The 20,793-nt window shown below is 59.1% G+C and carries 17 protein-coding genes and 2 pseudogenes; 12 read left to right on the forward strand and 7 right to left on the reverse strand.

Features of this window, described 5'->3' with window-relative positions; translation table 11 throughout:
- Positions 1 to 4 precede the first annotated feature (4 nt).
- The 3 genes from kdpC to kdpE are packed head-to-tail and all read left to right on the forward strand — an operon-like array spanning position 5 to position 3,942.
- Positions 5 to 580 (forward strand): potassium-transporting ATPase subunit KdpC, encoded by a 576-nt coding sequence (kdpC, locus tag ABLV76_RS06920; protein ID WP_004885963.1) that lies wholly within the window; start codon positions 5 to 7, stop codon positions 578 to 580.
- Positions 581 to 3,268, forward strand: coding sequence for a two-component system sensor histidine kinase KdpD (gene kdpD, locus ABLV76_RS06925; protein ID WP_048323415.1), 2,688 nt, complete (start codon positions 581 to 583; stop codon positions 3,266 to 3,268).
- Complete coding sequence (gene kdpE / locus ABLV76_RS06930; RefSeq protein ID WP_002894776.1) at positions 3,265 to 3,942, forward strand: two-component system response regulator KdpE; 678 nt, start codon at positions 3,265 to 3,267, stop codon at positions 3,940 to 3,942. The genes kdpD and kdpE overlap by 4 nt, the downstream gene beginning before the upstream one ends.
- Here kdpE and ABLV76_RS06935 read toward each other — a convergent pair.
- The 3 genes from ABLV76_RS06935 to seqA are packed head-to-tail and all read right to left on the reverse strand — an operon-like array spanning position 3,924 to position 6,637.
- Positions 3,924 to 4,361: a hypothetical protein gene (locus ABLV76_RS06935; RefSeq protein ID WP_004885958.1), complete on the reverse strand. Its 438-nt coding sequence runs from the start codon at positions 4,359 to 4,361 to the stop codon at positions 3,924 to 3,926. The genes kdpE and ABLV76_RS06935 overlap by 19 nt on opposite strands.
- 54 nt (positions 4,362 to 4,415) lie before the next feature.
- Positions 4,416 to 6,056 carry a phosphoglucomutase (alpha-D-glucose-1,6-bisphosphate-dependent) gene (gene pgm / locus ABLV76_RS06940; protein WP_002894773.1) on the reverse strand — a complete coding sequence of 547 codons (1,641 nt, stop codon included), beginning with the start codon at positions 6,054 to 6,056 and terminating at the stop codon, positions 4,416 to 4,418.
- Between the two features lie 32 nt (positions 6,057 to 6,088).
- Positions 6,089 to 6,637 (reverse strand): replication initiation negative regulator SeqA, encoded by a 549-nt coding sequence (gene seqA / locus ABLV76_RS06945; protein WP_017901421.1) that lies wholly within the window; start codon positions 6,635 to 6,637, stop codon positions 6,089 to 6,091.
- Between the two features lie 183 nt (positions 6,638 to 6,820).
- Between seqA and ybfF the strand changes: the two genes are divergently transcribed.
- The 8 genes and pseudogenes from ybfF (at position 6,821) to ABLV76_RS06985 (ending at position 14,478) form a co-directional block, all read left to right on the forward strand.
- Positions 6,821 to 7,594: an esterase gene (gene ybfF, locus ABLV76_RS06950; RefSeq protein ID WP_065696723.1), complete on the forward strand. Its 774-nt coding sequence runs from the start codon at positions 6,821 to 6,823 to the stop codon at positions 7,592 to 7,594.
- Between the two features lie 133 nt (positions 7,595 to 7,727).
- The gene (ybfE, locus tag ABLV76_RS06955) at positions 7,728 to 8,021 is read left to right on the forward strand and encodes a LexA regulated protein (RefSeq protein ID WP_004885954.1); all 294 of its coding nucleotides are present in this window, start codon (positions 7,728 to 7,730) and stop codon (positions 8,019 to 8,021) included.
- A 151-nt stretch (positions 8,022 to 8,172) separates the two neighbouring features.
- On the forward strand, positions 8,173 to 8,703 hold the full coding sequence (fldA, locus tag ABLV76_RS06960; protein WP_002894765.1) for a flavodoxin FldA: 531 nt from the start codon (positions 8,173 to 8,175) through the stop codon (positions 8,701 to 8,703).
- A gap of 291 nt (positions 8,704 to 8,994) precedes the next feature.
- Positions 8,995 to 9,447 (forward strand): ferric iron uptake transcriptional regulator, encoded by a 453-nt coding sequence (fur, locus tag ABLV76_RS06965; RefSeq protein WP_004885952.1) that lies wholly within the window; start codon positions 8,995 to 8,997, stop codon positions 9,445 to 9,447.
- 127 nt (positions 9,448 to 9,574) lie between these two features.
- A complete protein-coding gene (gene tcuR / locus ABLV76_RS06970) occupies positions 9,575 to 10,501 on the forward strand; it encodes a tricarballylate utilization LysR family transcriptional regulator TcuR (RefSeq protein WP_004885949.1) in 927 nt (308 codons plus the stop codon).
- Between the two features lie 97 nt (positions 10,502 to 10,598).
- Positions 10,599 to 12,002 (forward strand): FAD-dependent tricarballylate dehydrogenase TcuA, encoded by a 1,404-nt coding sequence (gene tcuA / locus ABLV76_RS06975; RefSeq protein WP_017901423.1) that lies wholly within the window; start codon positions 10,599 to 10,601, stop codon positions 12,000 to 12,002.
- Positions 11,989 to 13,128, forward strand: a complete 1,140-nt coding sequence (tcuB, locus tag ABLV76_RS06980) for a tricarballylate utilization 4Fe-4S protein TcuB (protein ID WP_049003862.1) — start codon at positions 11,989 to 11,991, stop codon at positions 13,126 to 13,128. The genes tcuA and tcuB overlap by 14 nt, the downstream gene beginning before the upstream one ends.
- Before the next feature lie 55 nt (positions 13,129 to 13,183).
- Positions 13,184 to 14,478, forward strand: a pseudogene (locus ABLV76_RS06985) (MFS transporter).
- 51 nt (positions 14,479 to 14,529) lie between these two features.
- Here the strand turns inward: ABLV76_RS06985 and chiQ are convergent.
- Positions 14,530 to 14,862 carry a ChiQ/YbfN family lipoprotein gene (gene chiQ / locus ABLV76_RS06990; RefSeq protein WP_004885941.1) on the reverse strand — a complete coding sequence of 111 codons (333 nt, stop codon included), beginning with the start codon at positions 14,860 to 14,862 and terminating at the stop codon, positions 14,530 to 14,532.
- Between the two features lie 47 nt (positions 14,863 to 14,909).
- Positions 14,910 to 16,313: a chitoporin gene (gene chiP / locus ABLV76_RS06995; protein WP_017901425.1), complete on the reverse strand. Its 1,404-nt coding sequence runs from the start codon at positions 16,311 to 16,313 to the stop codon at positions 14,910 to 14,912.
- Positions 16,314 to 16,386: 73 nt separating this feature from the next.
- On the opposite strand from chiP, the pseudogene ABLV76_RS07000 reads away from it, so the two are divergent.
- Positions 16,387 to 16,695 (forward strand): annotated as a pseudogene (locus ABLV76_RS07000) (methionine synthase).
- 54 nt (positions 16,696 to 16,749) lie between these two features.
- On the opposite strand, the gene glnS reads toward ABLV76_RS07000, so the two are convergent.
- Together glnS and nagE are read right to left on the reverse strand one after the other, a co-directional pair.
- A complete protein-coding gene (gene glnS, locus ABLV76_RS07005) occupies positions 16,750 to 18,417 on the reverse strand; it encodes a glutamine--tRNA ligase (protein WP_004885933.1) in 1,668 nt (555 codons plus the stop codon).
- 178 nt (positions 18,418 to 18,595) lie between these two features.
- Positions 18,596 to 20,551 carry a PTS N-acetyl glucosamine transporter subunit IIABC gene (gene nagE, locus ABLV76_RS07010; protein WP_064183003.1) on the reverse strand — a complete coding sequence of 652 codons (1,956 nt, stop codon included), beginning with the start codon at positions 20,549 to 20,551 and terminating at the stop codon, positions 18,596 to 18,598.
- Positions 20,552 to 20,793: the final 242 nt, after the last annotated feature.

A 20,793-nucleotide genomic window follows, 5' to 3' on the forward strand; every position in this document is an offset into this window, starting at 1 on the left:
AACTATGTCATTGATTCGTCCAGCACTTGTGCTATTTATTCTGTTAACCCTGCTCACCGGCGGCGTTTATCCTCTGCTGACCACCAGCCTGGGGCAATGGTGGTTTAACTCACAGGCCAACGGCTCGCTGATCCGCATGAACGGCGAGGTGCGCGGCTCGGCGCTGATTGGCCAGAACTTTACCGCCGCAGGCTATTTCCAGGGTCGCCCGTCAGCCACCGCGGAGACAGCGGATAACCCGATGGCCTCTGGCGGCAGCAACCTCGCCGCCAGCAACCCGGCGCTGGATAAGGCGGTGAGCGAGCGGGTGCAGGCCCTGCGCGCCGCAAACCCGGATGCCGACCCGCGTGTGCCGGTCGAACTGGTCACCACCTCGGCGAGCGGTCTCGATAACAACCTGACCCCGGCCGCCGCGCTGTGGCAGGCGCCGCGGGTGGCCAAAGCGCGCCAGCTGAGCGTCGACCAGGTGACCGCGCTGGTTAACCAGGCCACACAAAAGCCGCTGCTGAGCTTCCTTGGCCAGCCGGTGGTCAATATACTGCAACTCAATATGGCGCTGGATGCCCTGAAGGATAAGTAAATGAGTGACGAGCCGCTGCGTCCGGACCCTGACCGCCTGCTGCAGCACACCGCCGCCCCGCATCGCGGCAAACTAAAAGTGTTCTTCGGCGCCTGCGCCGGGGTGGGGAAAACCTGGGCGATGCTGGCGGAAGCGCAGCGGCTCCGGGCGCAGGGGTTGGATATTCTGATTGGCGTGGCGGAGACCCACGGCCGGAAAGAGACCGCCGCGATGCTGCAGGGCCTGAGCAGCCTGCCGCCGCGGCGGCTCGCCCACCGCGGGCGCTACGTGTATGAGTTCGATCTCGACGCCGCCCTCGCCCGCCGTCCGGCGCTGATTCTGGTGGATGAGCTGGCGCACAGTAATGCCCCCGGCTCCCGCCATCCAAAGCGCTGGCAGGATGTGGACGAACTGCTGGAGGCAGGGATTGACGTCTTCACCACCGTTAACGTCCAGCATCTGGAAAGTCTGAATGACGTCGTCAGCGGGATCACCGGCGTGCAGGTGCGAGAGACCGTCCCCGATCCCTTCTTTGACGCCGCGGACGACGTGGTGCTGGTGGACCTTCCCCCTGACGATCTGCGCCAGCGGCTCAATGAGGGCAAAGTCTATATCGGCGGCCAGGCCGAGCGCGCTATCGAGAACTTTTTCCGCAAAGGGAATCTGATTGCGCTGCGCGAACTGGCTCTGCGCCGCACCGCCGATCGCGTCGATGAGCAGATGCGCGCCTGGCGCGACCGCCAGGGCCAGGAGAAAGTCTGGCACACCCGCGACGCGATCCTGCTCTGTATCGGGCACAACACCGGCAGCGAAAAGCTGGTGCGTACCGCCGCCCGCCTCGCCGCCCGTCTGGGCAGCGTCTGGCATGCGGTGTATGTCGAAACGCCTTCCCTGCACCGCCTGCCGGAGTCCCGGCGGCGGGCCATCCTCGCCGCGCTGCGTCTGGCCCAGGAGCTGGGCGCCGAAACCGCCACCCTCTCCGACCCGTCGGAAGAGAAAGCGGTCCTCCATTACGCCCGCGAACACAACCTTGGGAAAATTGTTATCGGCCGCCAGAGCAAGCGCCGCTGGTGGGATCGCAGCGGCTTCGCCGATCGTCTGGCTCGCCACGCGCCGGACCTCGATCTGGTGGTCATCGCTCTGGATGAAAAGCCCTTCCCCCTTCAGGCGCGCGCCAGCGACAGCCGTCCGGCGCTGGAGAAATGGCGGCTACAGCTGCAGGGCTGCGCGGTGGCGGTGGCGCTGTGCGCCATCATTACCCTGGTGGCCATGCAGTGGCTGATGGCCTTCGAAGCCGCCAACCTGGTGATGCTCTATCTGTTAGGAGTGGTGATCATCGCTCTGCTCTACGGCCGCTGGCCGTCGGTTCTGGCGACGGTGATCAACGTTATCAGCTTCGATCTCTTTTTTGTCGCCCCGCGCGGCACGCTGGCGGTGTCCGATGTCCAGTATCTGCTCACCTTCGGCGTGATGCTCACCGTGGGCCTGCTTATCGGTAACCTCACCGCCGGCGTGCGCTACCAGGCGCGGGTGGCGCGCTACCGCGAGCGGCGTACCCGCCATCTGTATGAGATGTCCAAAGCGCTGGCGGTGGGTCGTAGCCAGCAGGATATCGCCACCACCAGCGAGCGGTTTATCGCCTCCACCTTTCAGGCCCGCAGCCAGCTGCTGCTGCCGGACGCCCAGGGGAAACTGTTGCCCTTAACCCACCAGCCCGGGCTGACGCCGTGGGATGACGCCATCGCCCGCTGGAGCTTTGATAAGGGTCAACCCGCCGGCGCCGGCACCGATACCCTGCCCGGCGTGCCGTATCAGATCCTGCCCCTGAAGAGCGCCGCCCGCACCTGGGGCCTGCTGGTGGTGGAGCCGGCGAATCTGCGCCAGCTGATGATCCCGGAGCAGCAGCGGCTGCTGGAGACCTTCACCCTGTTGGTGGCCAGCGCCCTGGAGCGTCTCACCCTGACCGCCAGCGAAGAGCAGGCCCGACTAACCAGCGAGCGCGAAAGCCTGCGTAACTCGCTGCTCGCTGCCTTGTCGCACGATCTGCGTACCCCGCTGACCGTGCTGTTTGGCCAGGCGGAAATTCTGACCCTCGATCTGGCCAGCGAGGGCTCGAAGCATGCCCCGCAGGCCAACGAAATCCGCCAGCATGTGCTCAACACCACCCGGCTGGTAAACAACCTGCTGGATATGGCGCGGATCCAGTCCGGCGGCTTTAACCTGCACAAGGAGTGGCTGACGCTGGAGGAGGTGGTCGGCAGCGCGCTGCGCATGCTCGAACCGAGCCTCGGCGGCCAGCACGTTCAACTGGATTTACCCGATCCGCTGCAGCTGGTGCATGTTGACGGGCCGCTGTTCGAGCGGGTGCTGATTAATCTGCTGGAGAATGCCCATAAGTATGCCGGCGCCCGGGCGGACATCGGTATTCGCGCCGAAGCGGACGCCCGGCAGCTGTCGCTGGAAGTATGGGATAATGGTCCAGGGATCCCGGCGGGCCAGGAACAGGCTATCTTTGATAAATTCGCCCGCGGCAACAAAGAATCGGCGATCCCCGGCGTCGGGCTGGGCCTTGCCATCTGTCAGGCCATCGTCGACGTCCACGGCGGGACCATCTCCGCCAGCAACCGGCCAGAGGGCGGCGCCTCATTCCGTGTTACACTGCCGGGAGAAACGCCCCCTGAACTGGAAGAGCTATCTGAGGAATTGTGATTAACGTTCTGATTATCGAAGACGAACACGCTATCCGTCGCTTTCTGCGCACCGCGCTGGAAGCCGACGGCATGCGCGTATTTGAAGCGGAAACCCTGCAGCGCGGGCTGATCGAAGCCGCCACCCGTAAGCCCGACCTCGCGATCCTCGATCTCGGCCTGCCGGATGGTGACGGCATTGATTTTATTCGCGACCTGCGCCAGTGGAGTCAGATGCCGATTATCGTCCTGTCAGCGCGTAGCGAAGAGCATGACAAAATTGCCGCCCTGGATGCCGGCGCCGATGACTACTTAAGTAAACCCTTTGGCATCGGCGAGCTGCAGGCCCGCCTGCGCGTCGCGCTGCGTCGCCACGGCGCGGCGCAGGCCGACGAGCCGGTGGTGCGCTTCGCCGACCTGGAGGTCAATATCCCCGCCCGCCGCATCCTGCGCGGCAGCGAAGAGATCCACCTGACGCCCATCGAGTTTCGCCTGCTGGCGGCGCTATTGAATAATCCCGGCAAAGTGCTTACCCAGCGCCAGCTGCTGAATCAGGTGTGGGGCCCTAACGCCGTGGAGCACAGCCATTATCTGCGGATCTATATGGGTCACCTGCGGCAAAAGCTGGAGGCCGATCCGGCGCGCCCTCAGCATCTGCTGACCGAAACCGGGATTGGCTATCGCTTTATGCCCTGAGCCCCGCCTCTGCAGTACCAGAGGCTGGTGATCTTCAGCCCTTCAGAGAGTAGCAGGAAGCCTGCCAGGATCGCTAAATGCCTGACGCCGGCGGCCTGAATCAGCCACAGACCCAAAGAAAGCGAAGGCTGCATAAACACCAGCCTGAGCGGCGCCTGCCCCCAGGCCAGCCACAGCCCATAGCGGCTCTGACGGAAAAAAAGGATCATCGACAACGGGATGCTGATAATCAGCAGCACATTTAGCGGATAGAGCCAGACCGCCGCAGAGCCCCAGGTGTGCAGCAGCTGGAGATAAGCCAGCAGGTCGTCGTAAAAAGGGAGTCGGCGGTGGGCAATATTCCACCATAAGAATTGCAGGACGAAAAAGAGATCCATCCACGCCCAGAACAAAAACAGGGACTTCCGTTGTATTTTCATCGCTATCCTTGCGAAAAAAATCAGGCCCGCAAGGGGCCTGATGATCGTGCGCCGTTAAGCGTTCTTCAGCACTTCACTGACAATCTCTACCGCTTCTTTTTCAATCAGCTTGCGATGTTCTTCGCCGAGGAAGCTTTCGCAGTAGATCTTGTAGGCGTCTTCGGTGCCTGACGGGCGTGCCGCAAACCAGCCGTTGTCGGTCATCACTTTCAGGCCGCCAATCGCCGCCCCGTTGCCCGGCGCCGCGGTCAGACGAGCGGTGATCGGATCCCCCGCCAGGGTGTCAGCGCTGACCATTTCCGGCGACAGCTTAGACAGCGCCGCTTTCTGCGCGGAGGTCGCGGAAGCCTGCAGACGGTTGTAGCTCGGCGCGCCGAAGCGTTCCGCCAGCTCGTTATAGTGCTCCTGCGGGTTTTTCCCGGTCACTGCGGTGATTTCCGCCGCCAGCAGGCACATGATGATGCCGTCTTTATCGGTGGACCACGGCGTGCCGTCGAAGCGCAGGAAGGAGGCCCCGGCGCTCTCTTCGCCGCCGAAGCCGAAGCTGCCGTCGAACAGGCCGTCAACGAACCACTTAAAGCCCACCGGCACTTCCACCAGCTTGCGGCCCAGATCGTTCACCACGCGGTCAATCATCGCCGAGGAGACCAGGGTTTTACCGACCGCCACCTCTTTGCCCCACTGCGGACGATGCTGGAACAGGTAGTTAATCGCCACCGCCAGGTAGTGGTTCGGATTCATCAGCCCGGCAGGGGTGACAATCCCGTGACGGTCGTAATCCGGGTCATTGGCAAATGCCAGATCGAACTTATCGCGCAGCGCCAGCAGGCCCGCCATCGCACATTCCGAGGAGCAGTCCATGCGGATGGCGCCGTCTTTATCGAGGTGCATAAAGCGGAAGGTCTGGTCCACCTGGTCGTTCACAATGGTCAGATTGAGCTTGTAGTGCTCGCCAATGCGCTTCCAGTATTCGATACCGGAACCGCCCAGCGGATCGACGCCCAGCGTCAGGCCCGCTTTCTGGATCGCCGCCATGTCGACGATGTCCGCCAGGCCTTCAATGAACGGCTGCACCAGATCCTGCTCTTTGACGTGGCCGGAAGCCAGCGCCGCGTCCAGAGAAATGCGTTTCACACCCTGCAGGCCAGCGGCCAGCAGTTCGTTGGCACGGTTTTCCACCACTTTGGTGACGTTGGTATCAGCCGGACCGCCGTTTGGCGGGTTGTACTTGATACCGCCATCTTCCGGCGGGTTGTGTGACGGGGTGATCACAATGCCGTCCGCCAGCGGACCGCCTTTTTTGTTATGCACCAGAATCGCGTTAGAGACCGCCGGCGTCGGGGTGAAGCCGTTGTTTTCCTGAACGATAACGTCAACGCCGTTGGCGGTTAACACTTCCAGCACCGAAATAAACGCCGGCTCGGACAGGGCGTGGGTATCTTTACCGACATAGCACGGACCGGTGATCCCGTTCTTCGCACGATCTTCCGCAATAGCCTGGGCGATGGCCAGGATATGCGGTTCGTTGAAGTTGTGACGCGCCGCGCTGCCGCGATGGCCGGAGGTGCCGAATTTGACCGCATGCTCCGCATTACCGACTTCAGGCTTCAGCACGTAGTACTGAGCAGTCAGTTGGGCGACGTTAATCAAATCACTCTGTTGCGCAGGCTGCCCCGCACGTTTATCGATTGCCATTGCCTGATCCTTCTGGTGCAAATGTTAAAAAGCTAGATCGTGCCGCAAACCTTTTCAATCAGCTCCGCAGGGAACTGCATCGACTGCATGATGTGCTCAATCATGCTGCATTTACGGCCGGTATTGGTATTGGTGATCACCCACCACGGTGTACCAGGAACCTGTTTCGGTTTGGTCTGATTACCGCTTTTCAGCAGCGTACGCGCATCTTCCGCGAAGTAAACGCGCGTGCGGCCGTGCAGAGACTCAGTGGCCTCGGCAAATGCTTTACTGTCCAGGGAATAGAGGGTGGTCAACACCAGCATAAAACGGTTCACCGCGCGCTTCTGCTCGGCGTATTCATCAGATAACAGCATCTCGCGCATGGCGCGGACTTTATCTTTCACCGGGTTAGCGGGTTTCACCTCAGCGGCAGGCGTGGGCGCCAGCGTCGGCGCGGCTTTGCTGACCGGTGTAGCCGGTTGGGAAACGGCGGAAAATTTCAGCATACGCCGTAAAATGTCGGATGCGCTCTCGCCGATATGCAGAGTGTGGCTGGCAATATAGCGGTAGAGTTCATCATCAACTTCAATTGTTTTCATCTTAATCCAGTGCGATATCTTTTCTGAATACAAATCGTTGGGATTATAAGTACAAATCCCAACCGCGGATAGCGTCAAACCAGGATGGCGGTAAAACTCAGATAACTTCTGGGTCTTGCAGCCGGATGGCAGAATGTCCAACATAATACCCTAACCCGACGCAGCGAAAAAAAGAACTTTGCCATGAAATTAAATAGCCGAGCGCAATCTGCACAGAATCCGCACAACCACTCCCCGATCGTGCTGGTCCACGGTCTGTTTGGCAGCCTGGACAACCTGGGCATCCTCGCCCGCGACCTGATCGCCGACCACGATATTCTGCAGGTCGATATGCGCAACCACGGTTTGTCGCCGCGGTCGCCAGAGATGACCTACCCCGCGATGGCGCAGGATCTGCTCGACACGCTCGATGCACATCAGATTGAACGGGCCACCTTTATCGGCCATTCGATGGGCGGCAAAGCGGTGATGGCGTTGACCGCCCTGGCCCCGGAGCGCATCAGCGGTCTGGTGGCTATTGATATCGCGCCGGTGGATTATCACGTTCGCCGCCATGATGAGATCTTCGCCGCTATCCGCGCCGTCAGCGAATCCGCCGCCAGCACTCGCCAGCAGGCGGCGCAGGTGATGCGCGAGCATCTGCAGGAAGAGGGCGTGATTCAGTTCCTGTTGAAATCTTTCGTCGACGGCGACTGGCGCTTCAACGTCCCGGTGCTGTGGGACCAGTATCCGCATATCGTCGGCTGGGAAACCATCCCGGCCTGGCCGCACCCAACGCAGTTTATTCCCGGCGGCAACTCCCCCTATGTGACCGACGCCTACCGCGACCCGCTGCTGGCCCAGTTCCCGCAGGCTCGGGCCCACGTCATTGCCGGCGCCGGACATTGGGTCCATGCCGAGAAACCCGAGGCGGTGTTGCGCGCGATCCGCCGCTATCTGACGAGCATAGCCGCCTGATTGGCTAAAATATGCCCGACCGCGCCGCAGAATGCCCGCGGTCGTTGGCGCAGCCGTTCGCCTGATGTATGATGGCGCGCTATCTGCGCCGGCTAGAGCCCGGCAGCTTGTTTCCCCGAAGTCACTCAGAATCATGGCAAAAGAACAAACGGACCGTACGACATTAGATTTGTTCGCAAACGAGCGTCGCCCGGGAAGACCGAAAACCAATCCGCTGTCGCGCGATGAACAACTGCGCATCAACAAACGTAATCAGCTGAAACGCGATAAAGTGCGCGGGCTGAAGCGCGTGGAGCTAAAGCTCAACGCCGACGCGGTCGATGCGCTTAACGAACTGGCGGAAGCGCGTAATATGAGCCGCAGCGATCTCATTGAAGAGATGCTGATGACGCAATTAACCGCCCTGCGCAGCCAGGGAAAACTCTAACTTTCCGCGAAAAATCCGCATTCATGTAGCAGAGTGTGCAGTCGGGCGTGATTGCTGTTTCCGCGCCCTTGCCTGTTCTGCTATGATTGCCGTTATCTGTGGGCATCGCGTCCCTACCACATCATTTAAGTTTCAAGAGGTTATTTTACTCATGGCAATCATCGGCATCTTTTTTGGCAGCGACACCGGCAACACCGAAAATATTGCAAAAATGATTCAAAAGCAGCTTGGTAAAGATGTTGCTGATGTTCACGACATTGCCAAAAGCAGCAAAGAAGATCTGGAAGCCCACGACATCCTGCTGCTCGGCATCCCGACCTGGTACTACGGTGAAGCGCAGTGTGACTGGGACGATTTCTTCCCGACGCTGGAAGAGATCGACTTTAACGGCAAACTGGTGGCGCTGTTCGGCTGCGGCGACCAGGAAGACTACGCAGAGTACTTCTGCGATGCGCTGGGCACCATCCGCGACATCATTGAGCCGCGCGGCGCGACCATCGTTGGCCACTGGCCGACTGCCGGCTATCACTTCGAGGCCTCTAAAGGCCTGGCGGATGACGACCACTTCGTCGGCCTCGCCATTGATGAAGACCGCCAGCCGGAGCTGACCAACGAGCGCGTTGAGAAGTGGGTGAAGCAGGTGGCCGAAGAGCTGCACCTCGAAGAAATCAAAAACGCCTGATGATTAAGCGGCGCAATCATTGAGTTGCGTCGCATTAATAGACAAAAGCAATCAAACTAATAGCTACAAGTTTTTAACTTTTAATCACATATCTGTACAATGTCCTCTGATTCTACGAGGCACGTGACGCAGTTTGTAGCTGGTGCCTCGTTTTTGACAGCAAACCAGGCCCGATACTTGCAGTTTTCATTTACCAGTGGCAGTTCTATAATGAGACGCATTACGTCGGGTTAATTTCTGTATGACTTCCGTTGAAGGAAGTAGATCGTTTAGCAACAGGACAGATTCCGCATGACTGACAACAATACCGCATTAAAGAAGGCTGGCCTGAAAGTCACACTTCCTCGACTGAAAATCCTTGAAGTGCTGCAGGAACCGGATAACCATCATGTCAGTGCGGAAGACTTATATAAACGCCTGATCGACATGGGCGAAGAGATTGGTCTGGCGACCGTTTACCGCGTCCTCAACCAGTTTGATGACGCCGGTATCGTGACTCGTCATAATTTTGAAGGCGGTAAATCCGTTTTCGAACTGACTCAGCAGCATCACCACGATCACCTGATCTGCCTCGACTGCGGCAAAGTGATCGAATTCAGTGATGACTCTATCGAAGCGCGCCAGCGTGAAATCGCGTCCCGTCACGGCATCCGCCTGACCAACCACAGTCTGTATCTGTACGGCCACTGTGCGGAAGGTGATTGCCGCGAGGACGAACACGCCCACGACGCGGTGGAAAAGTAATTCCCCGCTTCGCCTGCTCTGAAAAGCCAACCTGCCGGTTGGCTTTTTTATGGGCGCTTCTGCCGCGCTTCCCGCTCACGTCCCGGCGGCGCCCCTCGCGAGTCCCCGCTTTGTCCGGAGAGTTGATATGGAACTTCGCCAGCTACGCTATTTTACGCGCATTGTTGAAACCGGCAGCATGGGCCGCGCCGCGCTCGATCTGAATATCGGCGTCTCGGCGCTCAGCCAGCAGATCGCGCGTCTGGAAAATGAGCTGGCCATTCGCCTCCTGCAGCGGACCTCCCGCGGCGTGACGCCCACCAGCGCGGGCCTCGCTTTCTACTCACAGGCGCAGCTGGCGCTGCGTCATGCCGATGATGCCATCCTCGCCGCCCGCGAGGCGCGGCTGTCGGGCCACGTCAGCGTCGGCATGGCCCCCAGTACCGCCTCCGTTCTTGGCGTTCCGTTCATCAACGCGATGCGCGAGAGCTACCCCGACGTCCGCCTGCACCTGGTGGAAAGCCTCTCCGGGAATCTGGAGCGGATGATCAACACCCGCCAGCTGGATTTAGCCATCGTCTTCCAGCAGGAGAAGATCCTGCGCTGGAGCGCCAGACCGGTGCTCGAAGAGCGCCTGTTCCTGATTGGCACCCATGCGCTGTTGGCCTCGCTGCCGGATGATCCTGTATCCCCTGACCAGCTCACCACCCTGCCGCTGATTATGCCAAGCCAGGGCCACGGCCTGCGCGGCAGGCTGGAGGCGGTTTGCCAGCAGCACAACCTCAGCGTTGAGGTGGTGGCGGACATTGACGGTCTGGCCCTGCTGATGCAGGCCGTGCGCAGCGGGCTGGGCGCCACCCTGCAGCCCGGGGCCGCCATTTCCCATCTCGACCATCAGGCGCTGAGGGTGATCGGCATCGCTAATCCGGTCCTCAGCCGCCCCAACTTTCTGGTCAGCCTGTCGGATGATGAGCTCACCCCGGCAGGCCTTGCGGCAAGGGTAATACTGAGCAAAGTCATGCGCCAGCTGGTGGAGTCCGATCGCTGGCCAGGTGCTACCCTTTACGTTAACTAAACCCCTCTTTAGCGCTACGCCATAGCGCCCTGCCGCCGTTACCGCCTACATTCCCATTACAAATTTAACAATTAATTAAATTACAAGGGAACCGATAATGGTGGATGTACTGGTCATTGGCGGCGGCAATGCCGCGCTATGCGCCGCCTTAACCGCCCGGGAAGCCGGCGCCTCGGTGCTGCTGCTGGAGGCGGCGCCGCGGGAGTGGCGAGGCGGCAACTCGCAGCACACGCGTAACCTGCGCTGTATGCACGATGCGCCACAGGACGTGCTGGTCGACAGCTACCCGGAAGAGGAGTACTGGCAGGATCTGCTGCGCGTCACCGAAGGGAACACCAACGAAGCGCTGGCCCGGCTGGTGATCCGCACCTCATCCCAGTGCCGGGACTGGATGCGCCAGCACGGGGTTAACTTTCAGCCGCCGCTCTCCGGCGCCCTGCACGTGGCCCGCACCAACGCCTTTTTTATGGGCGGCGGCAAAGCGCTGGTCAATGCCTATTACCGCAGCGCAGAGCAGATGGGGGTGCAGATCCGCTACAACACGCCGGTGCAGGCCCTGGAGCTGCGCAACGGTGAATTTGTCGCCGCGCTGGCGGGCGAGGAACGGATTGTCGCGAAAAGCTGCGTTCTCGCCGCCGGCGGATTTGAATCCAACCGCGAGTGGCTGCGCGAGGCCTGGGGGCAAAATGACCGCGGCGAATGGCCCGCCGATAACTTTCTCATCCGCGGCACGCGCTTCAACCAGGGGGTGCTGCTCAAGTTTATGATCGACGCTGGGGCCGATATCATCGGCGATCCTTCTCAGTCCCACTGCGTCGCCATTGACGCCCGGGCGCCGCTCTATGACGGCGGGATCTGCACCCGCGTCGACTGCGTTTCGCTGGGGGTGGTGGTCAACCGCGATGCCGTGCGCTTTTATGATGAAGGGGAAGATTTCTGGCCTAAACGCTACGCCATCTGGGGCCGACTGGTCGCCCACCAGCCCGGACAGATCGGCTACTCGATCATCGACAGCAAAGCCATCGGCCACTTTATGCCCCCGGTCTTTCCCGGCGCTCAGGCCAATACCATCGCGGAACTGGCCCGCCAGCTGGGGCTTGACGGCGAACGCTTAGCGCAAACCATCGCCGACTATAATGCCGCCTGCGCGCCGGGCCAGTTCGATCACACCCGCCTGGATAACTGCGCGACCTCCGGCCTCACCCCGGCGAAAACTCACTGGGCGCGCCCCATCGATACGCCGCCTTACTACGGCTACGCCCTGCGTCCGGGGATCACCTTCACCTACCTTGGGCTCTACGTCGACGACACCGCCGCCGTCCATTTCGCCGGTCAACCCAGCCGTAATCTCTTCGTCGCCGGGGAAATGATGGCTGGCAACGTGCTGGGCAAGGGCTACACCGCCGGCGTCGGGATGTCGATCGGCACCACCTTCGGCCGTATCGCCGGCCAGCAAGCCGCCCGGGCGGCGCAGCAGGAGAAACACCATGAAGTCGCTTGAAAAGCTGATCATTGACGCGCAGATCATCACCGAACCGGAAGCGGAAGTCGAACGGGTGATGCAGGTGTGTAACGCCTGCCGCTACTGCGAAGGGTTTTGCGCCGTCTTCCCGGCGATGACCCAGCGCCTGGCCTTTGGCAAGGCGGATATCAACTATCTGGCTAACCTGTGCCATAACTGCGGCGCTTGCCTGCACGCCTGCCAGTACGCGCCACCGCACGAGTTCGCCATTAACGTGCCGAAGGCGATGGCCGAAGTCCGGCTCGAGACCTATCAATACTACGCCCAGCCCGCCGCCTTTGGCAGCCTGTACCGCCGGGCCGGCATGACCACCGTGCTGGCGCTGGTCGGCGGCCTGATTGTCTTTCTGCTGCTGGCGATGGGGCTCAAAGGCTCGCTGCTTCATCCGCCGCTGGCAGGCGACTTCTACCAGATATTCCCCCATAACCTGCTGGCGTGGATGTTTGGCTCGGTCTTTGTGCTGGCGATTGGCTTACTGATGACCGGGGTGATCCGCTTCTGGCGCGAGATCTCCTCTGGCCAGCCGCAACCGATTGATATCGCAAAGGCATCCCATGATGCGCTGACGCTGAAATATCTCGACGGCGGCCACGGGAAAGGCTGCAACGAAGCCGATGACGCCTTCACCCTGCTGCGCCGCCGATTCCACCACTGCACCTTCTACGGTTTTATGCTCTGCTTCGCCGCCACCGTGGTGGCCACGGGCTATCACTATATCGCCGGCCGGGAAGCCCCCTACCCGTTCTTCAGCCTGCCGGTGCTGCTCGGCACCCTCGGCGGCATCGGCCTGCTGGTCGGCCCGGCGGGCCTGCTGTGGCTGAACCTGCGCCGCTCGCCGCTGCACGGCGACGCGCGGCAGAAGCCGATGGATCGCGGATTTATTCTGCTGCTGCTGCTGACCAGCTTCACTGGCCTGGCGCTGCTGGCGGGGCGGGATACCTCGTGGATGGGCATCCTGCTCGCCATCCACCTCGGGGTGGTGATGGCCCTGTTCTTAACCCTGCCGTATGGAAAATTCGCCCACGGATTTTATCGCTGTGCGGCGTTACTCAAGTGGGCGATTGAGAAACGCCGCGGAAAACAGGTGGGCGTCGCCGGCGACTGACCTACCCCCTCTGCACCCGATAACAACAAGATAAAGACAATGGAGAGCACCCCCTATGACCCAACAACCCACCCGCGCCGGCACCGTCGGCGCTATCCTCCGCGTGACCAGCGGTAATTTTCTCGAACAGTTCGACTTCTTCCTGTTTGGCTTTTACGCCACCTATATCGCCCGCACCTTCTTTCCGGCGGAGAGCGAGTTCGCGGCGCTGATGCTCACCTTTGCGGTATTTGGTTCGGGCTTCCTGATGCGTCCCATCGGCGCGGTGGTGCTCGGCGCCTATATCGACAGAATCGGTCGCCGCAAAGGGCTGATGGTTACCCTGGCGATCATGGGCTGCGGGACGCTACTCATCGCCCTGGTCCCTGGCTATCAGACTATCGGTGTGCTGGCGCCGATCCTCGTGTTAGTGGGCCGTCTGCTGCAGGGGTTCTCGGCGGGCGTCGAGCTTGGCGGAGTGTCGGTCTATCTCTCTGAAATCGCCACACCGGGCAATAAAGGCTTCTATACCAGCTGGCAGTCCGCCAGCCAGCAGGTGGCTATCATCATGGCGGCGCTGATCGGCTATGCGCTGAACGCCACGCTGGAACATGAGGAGATCGCCGCCTGGGGCTGGCGCATCCCCTTCTTTATTGGCTGCCTGATCATTCCGCTGATTTTCGTGCTGCGCCGCTCACTGCAGGAAACCGAGGAATTCCTGCAGCGTAAACATCGCCCGGATACAAAGAGATCCTGACCACCATCGCCAGGAACTGGCGCATTATTACCGCGGGGACCCTGCTGGTGGCGATGACCACCACCACGTTTTACTTTATTACCGTCTATACGCCAACCTACGGCAGAGCGGTGCTGCACCTCAGCGCCCGCGACAGTCTGCTGGTAACCATGCTGGTGGGCATCTCCAACTTCATCTGGTTACCGATTGGCGGAGCCATCTCTGACCGGATCGGTCGTCGCCCGGTGCTGATGGGAATTACCGTGCTGGCGCTGCTCACCACCTGGCCGGTGATGCACTGGCTTACCGCCGCGCCGGATTTCACCCGTATGACGCTGGTCCTGCTGTGGTTTTCGTTCTTCTTTGGCATGTATAACGGCGCGATGGTGGCGGCCCTCACCGAAGTGATGCCGGTTTATGTCCGCACCGTGGGCTTTTCGTTGGCCTTCAGCCTCGCCACCGCCATTTTCGGCGGCCTGACGCCGGCTATCTCCACTGCCCTGGTCGAGCTTACCGGCGATAAAAGCGCGCCGGGATGGTGGCTAATGTGCGCTGCGCTGTGCGGGTTCATTGCCACCGCGCTGCTGTTTGTGCGCCTGAGTCGCGGCTATCAGCCGGCGGAGAGTCAGCGCTAAAAAAGCAAACGGGCGGAGATATGCTCCGCCCGTTTGCCGCTGCCGTCTGGCTTAATGGGTCGAATTATTGCTGCGGATCTCTTTCCAGATCTGGTCGCAGCGCGCTTTTACCGCCTGATCGTTGCCGGTGCGGGTAGCCTGGATACACTGTTGGTAATCCAGCACCCGGACGCTCTCCTGGTTAGCAAACTGCTGGTGCTGTTTATCCTCTTTCAGGACATTCAGTACGCTCTGGCAGGCTTCAATCTTGTCCGGATTGCCTTCCGCCGTATTAATACAGGCGCTATAGGCATCTTTCAGTTTGGTGTCTTCTTTCGGGGCCGGGGACGTGGTGCAGGCCACCAGAGCCGATGCCATTATGGCAATAAGCAGCATTTTTTTCATAGTCGTTCTCCCAGAGGTGCGGCAGGCTCACGCCCGCCGCGCAGGCATCAGAAAATGGTGAACGGGGCGATAACCATGAACTTCACGTCGCGCTCATCCTGGAAGATATTGCCGTAGCCGCCGCTCCAGCTCGGAATATCGGAATGGTTGTCGTACTGGGTAAAGTGCAGTTTAAACAGCGTGCCCTTCGCCCGGCCTTCCTGCACGGTATACATGGCATCGAGGCTATAGGCCGACTCTTTCAGGCGATAGTCAGGGTCATAGTACGCATCCGGAGAAGCCATTCTGCCAGGCTTCGCATCCCAGGCGTACACATAAGACGCGCCAAACGCCCAGCCCGGCATATCCCAGTTTTTCATGTCATACATCGCGCCGAAGAAGACTGCTTTTTCGCCGTTGGCGTTGAAGTCGGAGCGGTTATCCCACCAGATATCGAGACGACCGTTGGAGGAGGCGTAGGTCGGGGTCATACGCTGCAGGAAGTAGCCCTGCTGCCCATCGGCCTTCACCCAGGTCCCTTCCAGACGCAGATCCAGCACATCCGCTACTTTATAGCCAAAGGTTAACGCCTGCAGCCATGCGGTGCCGTCATAGATGTCGTTGACCCCGCCGTTGCTGACCTTATCGCGAGTGCCGTAGAACTGGTAGCTGGTGCTCAACGGTGCGCCGGCGACGTCAAACTTGTAGCTGGCTTTAGCAAAGTACTGATCGATATAGCCCTGAGCCTGACCAAATGCCGCCTCCAGCACCAGGTCGTTTTTGAAATCATATTTGGCGCCGATGGAGTGAAGATAATCAACTTTGGTCTTCTTATCGTTCTGGTAGAAATCATCCATTTCGATATGCCATGGCGCTTTATACTCGTTCGTCCACATGTAGGAAAAACTTAACGCGCCCGCGGTGCCATAGTCGAAGTTGGCCCCGGCTTCCGCCCCCTGATAGGTCCCCGGCATGAAGCTCCAGTGCGGCGCCAGCAGGGTCTGACCGGTTGGCTGGATGTAGCCCGCGCGCGCCCACGCCGGACCGTATTTGAATTTCGCGGCGGCTTTATACAGGCTGATGCCGCTCTTATCGCCGGAGTAGTCTTCGTCATAGGCTTTGTTGCGCGACGAGAAGGCGATTTCGTTCGGGTGACCGCTGTCGCCGTTCTCCGCCATTTCAATCGCGGTAAACGCCGCAATATCAAGGCCAAACATATCGGCGGCATAGCCGGACTGGAAGTCCAGGTTGGCGTTCCAGGTGGAGTGGGAAAGGTTGGTTTTGTATTTATCGCCGTCGGTCACATCTTTACGGTCACGCTCACGCTGCCAGTAATAGATACCGCCGGTTAAAGTAGAATCATCGATAAAGCCTGCTGCGCTGGCCTGCGGAATCACAACCCAGCCCGACATCGCGGTGACGGCGGCAATAGCCAGCGCCAGCGTACTACGTTTGCCACTAAACGTACGCATGTGCATATCCTCTTTGACGTTTTAAAAGGCGAAGACCAGAGGTCATTCGCTAAAAAATAAATAAAACTGCAAAATGTGGGGCGGCGAAAAAGGCCGCGAAACCACTGTAGATAGACTATTTTTCGTGACGCGAATTATCAATGTTTTTCGTGAGGCAAAGCTTAAGATTATGACAAAGCGCACATAATTTATGTCGTTTTGTTACAGTCTTATCTCTGATGATTTTGTCATGGAAGTCATTGCTAAATCAGGGAAAAATGCGAAGGCTGAAAGCGATTACATTGGTTTTTTATATGAGACAGGAAATATCAGAAGCGTTATTTATTTCCGGAGCGAAACAGAATTAATTCGCTTCGCGAAAATAAAAAGAGTAATTGGCTGATTCTGAAACAAAAAAAGCGCCGCAGAGAGCGGCGCTTTGACGGTAGGGAAAATGTTATTCGCCTGCTTTCGCCCAGGTATCGCGCAGACCGACGGTGCGGTTAAACACCAGACTGGTTGCGGTTGCATAGCGGCTGTCGAGGCAGAAGTAACCTTCACGCTCAAACTGGTAAGCTTTACCGGCTTCCGCCTGCGCCAGGCTCGGCTCCGCGTAACCCTGTTTGATCACCAGCGATTCCGGATTGATCACCGCGAGGAAATCCTCCGCTGCACCCGGGTTTGGTACGCTGAACAGGCGATCGTAGAGACGGATCTCTACCGGCAGCGCATGCGCCGCGCTCACCCAGTGGATCACGCCTTTGACCTTGCGGCCGTCAGCCGGATCTTTGCTCAGGGTGTCGGCATCGTAGGTGCAGAAGATAGTAGTGATATTGCCTTCGGCATCTTTCTCCACGCGTTCCGCTTTGATGACGTAGGCGTTGCGCAGACGTACTTCTTTGCCCAGCACCAGACGCTTGTACTGCTTGTTGGCTTCTTCACGGAAGTCCGCGCGGTCGATCCAGATTTCCGCGCTGAACGGCACTTCGCGGCTGCCCATCTCCGGCTTGTTCGGATGGTTCGGCATCGCCACCATTTCGCTTTCGCCCTGCGGGTAGTTCTCGATAACCAGTTTCACCGGATCGATCACCGCCATCGCGCGCGGCGCGTTTTCGTTGAGATCTTCGCGAATGCAGGACTCCAGCGACGCCATCTCAATGGTGTTGTCCTGCTTGGTCACGCCGATACGCTTGCAGAATTCGCGGATGGATTCGGCGGTGTAGCCGCGACGACGCAGACCGGAGATGGTCGGCATCCGCGGATCGTCCCAGCCCTCCACGTGCTTCTCAGTCACCAGCTGGTTCAGCTTACGCTTGGACATCACGGTGTATTCGAGATTCAGGCGCGAGAATTCGTACTGGCGCGGGTGAACCGGGATGCTGATGTTGTCCAGCACCCAGTCGTACAGACGACGGTTGTCCTGGAACTCCAGGGTACACAGCGAGTGGGTAATTCCTTCCAGCGCATCGCTGATGCAGTGGGTGAAGTCGTACATCGGGTAGATGCACCACTTGTTGCCGGTCTGATGATGCTCAGCGAACTTAATGCGGTACAGCACCGGATCGCGCATCACGATGAACGGCGACGCCATATCGATCTTCGCGCGCAGGCAGGCCTTGCCCTCTTCGAAGCCGCCGCTGCGCATTTTTTCGAACAGCGCCAGGTTTTCTTCCACGCTGCGGTCGCGATACGGGCTGTTTTTACCCGGCGCTTTCAGGGTGCCGCGGTATTCGCGGATCTCATCAGGAGAGAGTTCATCAACGTAGGCCAGGCCTTTGTTGATCAGCTCAACCGCATACTGATGCAGCTGATCAAAGTAATCAGACGAGTAGCAAACGTCCCCGGACCAGTGGAAACCTAACCACTGCACGTCGTTTTTAATCGACTCCACGTATTCGATATCTTCTTTCACCGGGTTGGTGTCATCGAAACGCAGGTTGCATTGGCCCTGATAATCCTGGGCGATGCCGAAGTTCAGGCAGATGGATTTCGCATGGCCAATGTGCAGATAACCGTTCGGCTCCGGCGGGAAGCGGGTGTGAACGGTGGTGTGCTTACCGGTAGCCAGATCTTCATCAATGATCTGACGGATAAAGTTAGTCGGGCGGGCTTCTGCCTCACTCATCACGGGTTCCTCAAAGCGTAAACAACGTATAACGGCACATGATCTTACAAGCAGGGCGTAGTGACAACTATTAGTTACGTAAAATAGGTATCAGAAGAGGATTATGGGGCCGATTGCTGGAAAAAAAAGCGGCGAAGGTTTCCCTTCGCCGCTGAGGCATAAACTCGACTCAGGAGCCTTACTTGCCTTTAATCTCATACAGCGGCGTCTGGCCGGCTACGACCTTACCGCTCGCCAGTATCACCAGCGCGCTGTAGTCATCGCTATTGCTGCAGACTACCGGGCTAATCATCGAGCGCGCGTTGGCGTTGAGGAAGTCCAGATCCATTTCCAGAATCGGCTCGCCCGCCTTCACGTCCGTGCCCTCTTCAACCAGACGCTTGAAGCCCTTGCCTTCCAGCGCCACGGTGTCGATACCCATGTGGACGACGATTTCCGCACCGTTGTTGGTTTCGAGGCAAAACGCGTGGTTAGTGTTGAAAATTTTCACCACAGTACCCGCCGCTGGCGCGACAACGATGTTGCTGGTCGGTTTCACCGCGATACCGTCGCCGACGGCTTTGCTGGCGAAGGCTTCGTCCGGCACCTGTTCGAGCGCCACCACGTCACCGGTAATCGGCGAAACCAGCGACTCAACGGTCTTCGCGTTCGCTACCGCCTGCGGTTTAGCCGCTGGCGCTGCGGTGGCGACGTTGCCAGCCGGTGCGGTTGCCGCTGCCGCTACCGGGCCGCGGGCAACCACTTTTTTCATCTCATCGCCGATAGACTCTGCCTTCGCGCCGACGATAACCTGGATGGTTTGCTTATTCAGTTTCACCACCCCGGATGCGCCGAGACGTTTACAGGCGGCGTCGTTCACTTTCGCCGAATCGCCCACGGTCAGACGCAGACGGGTGATACAGGCGTCAATCGCTTTCAGGTTGTCCGTTCCGCCCACCGCGGCGATATAGCTGGTCGCCAGCTGGGTCAGGCCTTCTTCAGTGTTGCTGTTAGCTTCTTCCGTTACCACGTCAGCGGCTTTGTCTTCACGACCCGGTGTTTTCAGGTTGAACATGCGGATCACCGCGCTGAACAGCAGGAAGTAGACGAAGAAGAAGACCACGCCCATCACCAGCAGCATCCAGACGTTTTTGCTGGCGGCCGGCAGGCTGTACATCAGCACGTAGTCAATGGCGCCGGCGGAGAAGGAGAAGCCCGCATGAATGCCCAGCGCCGTTGCGATGAACAGACTGATACCGGTCAGTACCGCGTGCAGGAGGTACAGCAGCGGAGCCAGGAACATGAACAGGAATTCCAGCGGCTCGGTTACCCCGGTCAGGAACGCGGTGATGGCAACAGACAGCAGCATACCGCCCACCATTGGACGACGCGCTTTCGGAGCGGCCAGATACATCGCCAGCGCCGCGCCCGGCAGACCAAACATCATGATTGGGAAGAAGCCGGACATGAACATCCCCGCGGTGCCGTCGCCGGCGTAGAAGCGGTTGATGTCGCCGTGGAACACGGCGCCTGCGGCGTTAGTAAACTCACCAATCTGGAACCAGGCGATGGTGTTCAGCACCTGATGCAGGCCGGTCGGGATCAGCAGACGGTTGATAAAACCGAAGATACCGGAACCCAATGCCCCTGCGGAAACGATCCACTCGCCGCCCGCATGGATAGCGTGCTGCACCGGCGGCCAGACGTAGCCGAAGATCGCCGCGAGAATCAGACAGAAGAAGCCGGTGGCGATCGGCACGAAGCGTTTGCCGCCGAAGAAGCTCAGGAAGTCCGGCAGCTTGATGCCGGCCCAGCGGTTGTACACCGCCCCTGCTACCAGACCGGTAATGATACCGGCCAGTACGCCCATGTTAATTTCCGGATTGATGGTGACCATCGCTTTGGTCATCACGAAATAACCTACTGCCCCGGCCAGCGCCGCAGAACCGGCGTTATCCTTGGACCAGCTTGACGCCACACCGATAGCAAAGATCAGCGCCAGGTTGTCGAAGATAGCCCCACCCGCTTGCGCGATGAAGGGTACATTCAACAGGTCTGGTTGCCCGAAACGCAGCAGCAATGCTGCGACCGGCAGCACTGCGATAGGGAGCTGTAACGCCCTACCCAGCCGCTGAAAGAAACCTAAAATATTCATCTTATTCCCCCTATGAGACCCCGATGAGGCTCATTTTCAAAGCCACTTTTTTATTGTGTAACAAGGTCGGTTTTATCACTTACCGGCAAAGTGTGTGAAAAATTAATTCGTATCGCAAATTAAACGGGTATTTTTTGTGATAATTATCACCAAATATCGTATTCCCCCCTCCCTTACACTGGCTAACATCGAAAACTTATTTTATCATTCAAAAAATCAACACGGATTGACCCCGGTCGGCG

This window comes from Klebsiella sp. GB_Kp047, from assembly GCF_040065235.1.
Classification (GTDB): domain Bacteria; phylum Pseudomonadota; class Gammaproteobacteria; order Enterobacterales; family Enterobacteriaceae; genus Klebsiella; species Klebsiella quasipneumoniae.

Bases quoted from the DNA above. Each gene is read 5' to 3' on its own strand.
- tcuB (WP_049003862.1), top strand. From the start codon at position 11,989: ATGAAGTCGCTTGAAAAGCTGATCATTGACGCGCAGATCATCACCGAA.
- pgm (WP_002894773.1), bottom strand. From the start codon at position 6,056: ATGGCAATCGATAAACGTGCGGGGCAGCCTGCGCAACAGAGTGATTTG.
- kdpC (WP_004885963.1), top strand. From the start codon at position 5: ATGTCATTGATTCGTCCAGCACTTGTGCTATTTATTCTGTTAACCCTG.
- ybfF (WP_065696723.1), top strand. From the start codon at position 6,821: ATGAAATTAAATAGCCGAGCGCAATCTGCACAGAATCCGCACAACCAC.
- ABLV76_RS06935 (WP_004885958.1), bottom strand. From the start codon at position 4,361: ATGAAAATACAACGGAAGTCCCTGTTTTTGTTCTGGGCGTGGATGGAT.
- tcuR (WP_004885949.1), top strand. From the start codon at position 9,575: ATGGAACTTCGCCAGCTACGCTATTTTACGCGCATTGTTGAAACCGGC.
- chiQ (WP_004885941.1), bottom strand. From the start codon at position 14,862: ATGAAAAAAATGCTGCTTATTGCCATAATGGCATCGGCTCTGGTGGCC.
- ybfE (WP_004885954.1), top strand. From the start codon at position 7,728: ATGGCAAAAGAACAAACGGACCGTACGACATTAGATTTGTTCGCAAAC.
- glnS (WP_004885933.1), bottom strand. From the start codon at position 18,417: ATGAGTGAGGCAGAAGCCCGCCCGACTAACTTTATCCGTCAGATCATT.
- fldA (WP_002894765.1), top strand. From the start codon at position 8,173: ATGGCAATCATCGGCATCTTTTTTGGCAGCGACACCGGCAACACCGAA.
- fur (WP_004885952.1), top strand. From the start codon at position 8,995: ATGACTGACAACAATACCGCATTAAAGAAGGCTGGCCTGAAAGTCACA.
- chiP (WP_017901425.1), bottom strand. From the start codon at position 16,313: ATGCGTACGTTTAGTGGCAAACGTAGTACGCTGGCGCTGGCTATTGCC.
- kdpD (WP_048323415.1), top strand. From the start codon at position 581: ATGAGTGACGAGCCGCTGCGTCCGGACCCTGACCGCCTGCTGCAGCAC.
- nagE (WP_064183003.1), bottom strand. From the start codon at position 20,551: ATGAATATTTTAGGTTTCTTTCAGCGGCTGGGTAGGGCGTTACAGCTC.
- seqA (WP_017901421.1), bottom strand. From the start codon at position 6,637: ATGAAAACAATTGAAGTTGATGATGAACTCTACCGCTATATTGCCAGC.
- tcuA (WP_017901423.1), top strand. From the start codon at position 10,599: ATGGTGGATGTACTGGTCATTGGCGGCGGCAATGCCGCGCTATGCGCC.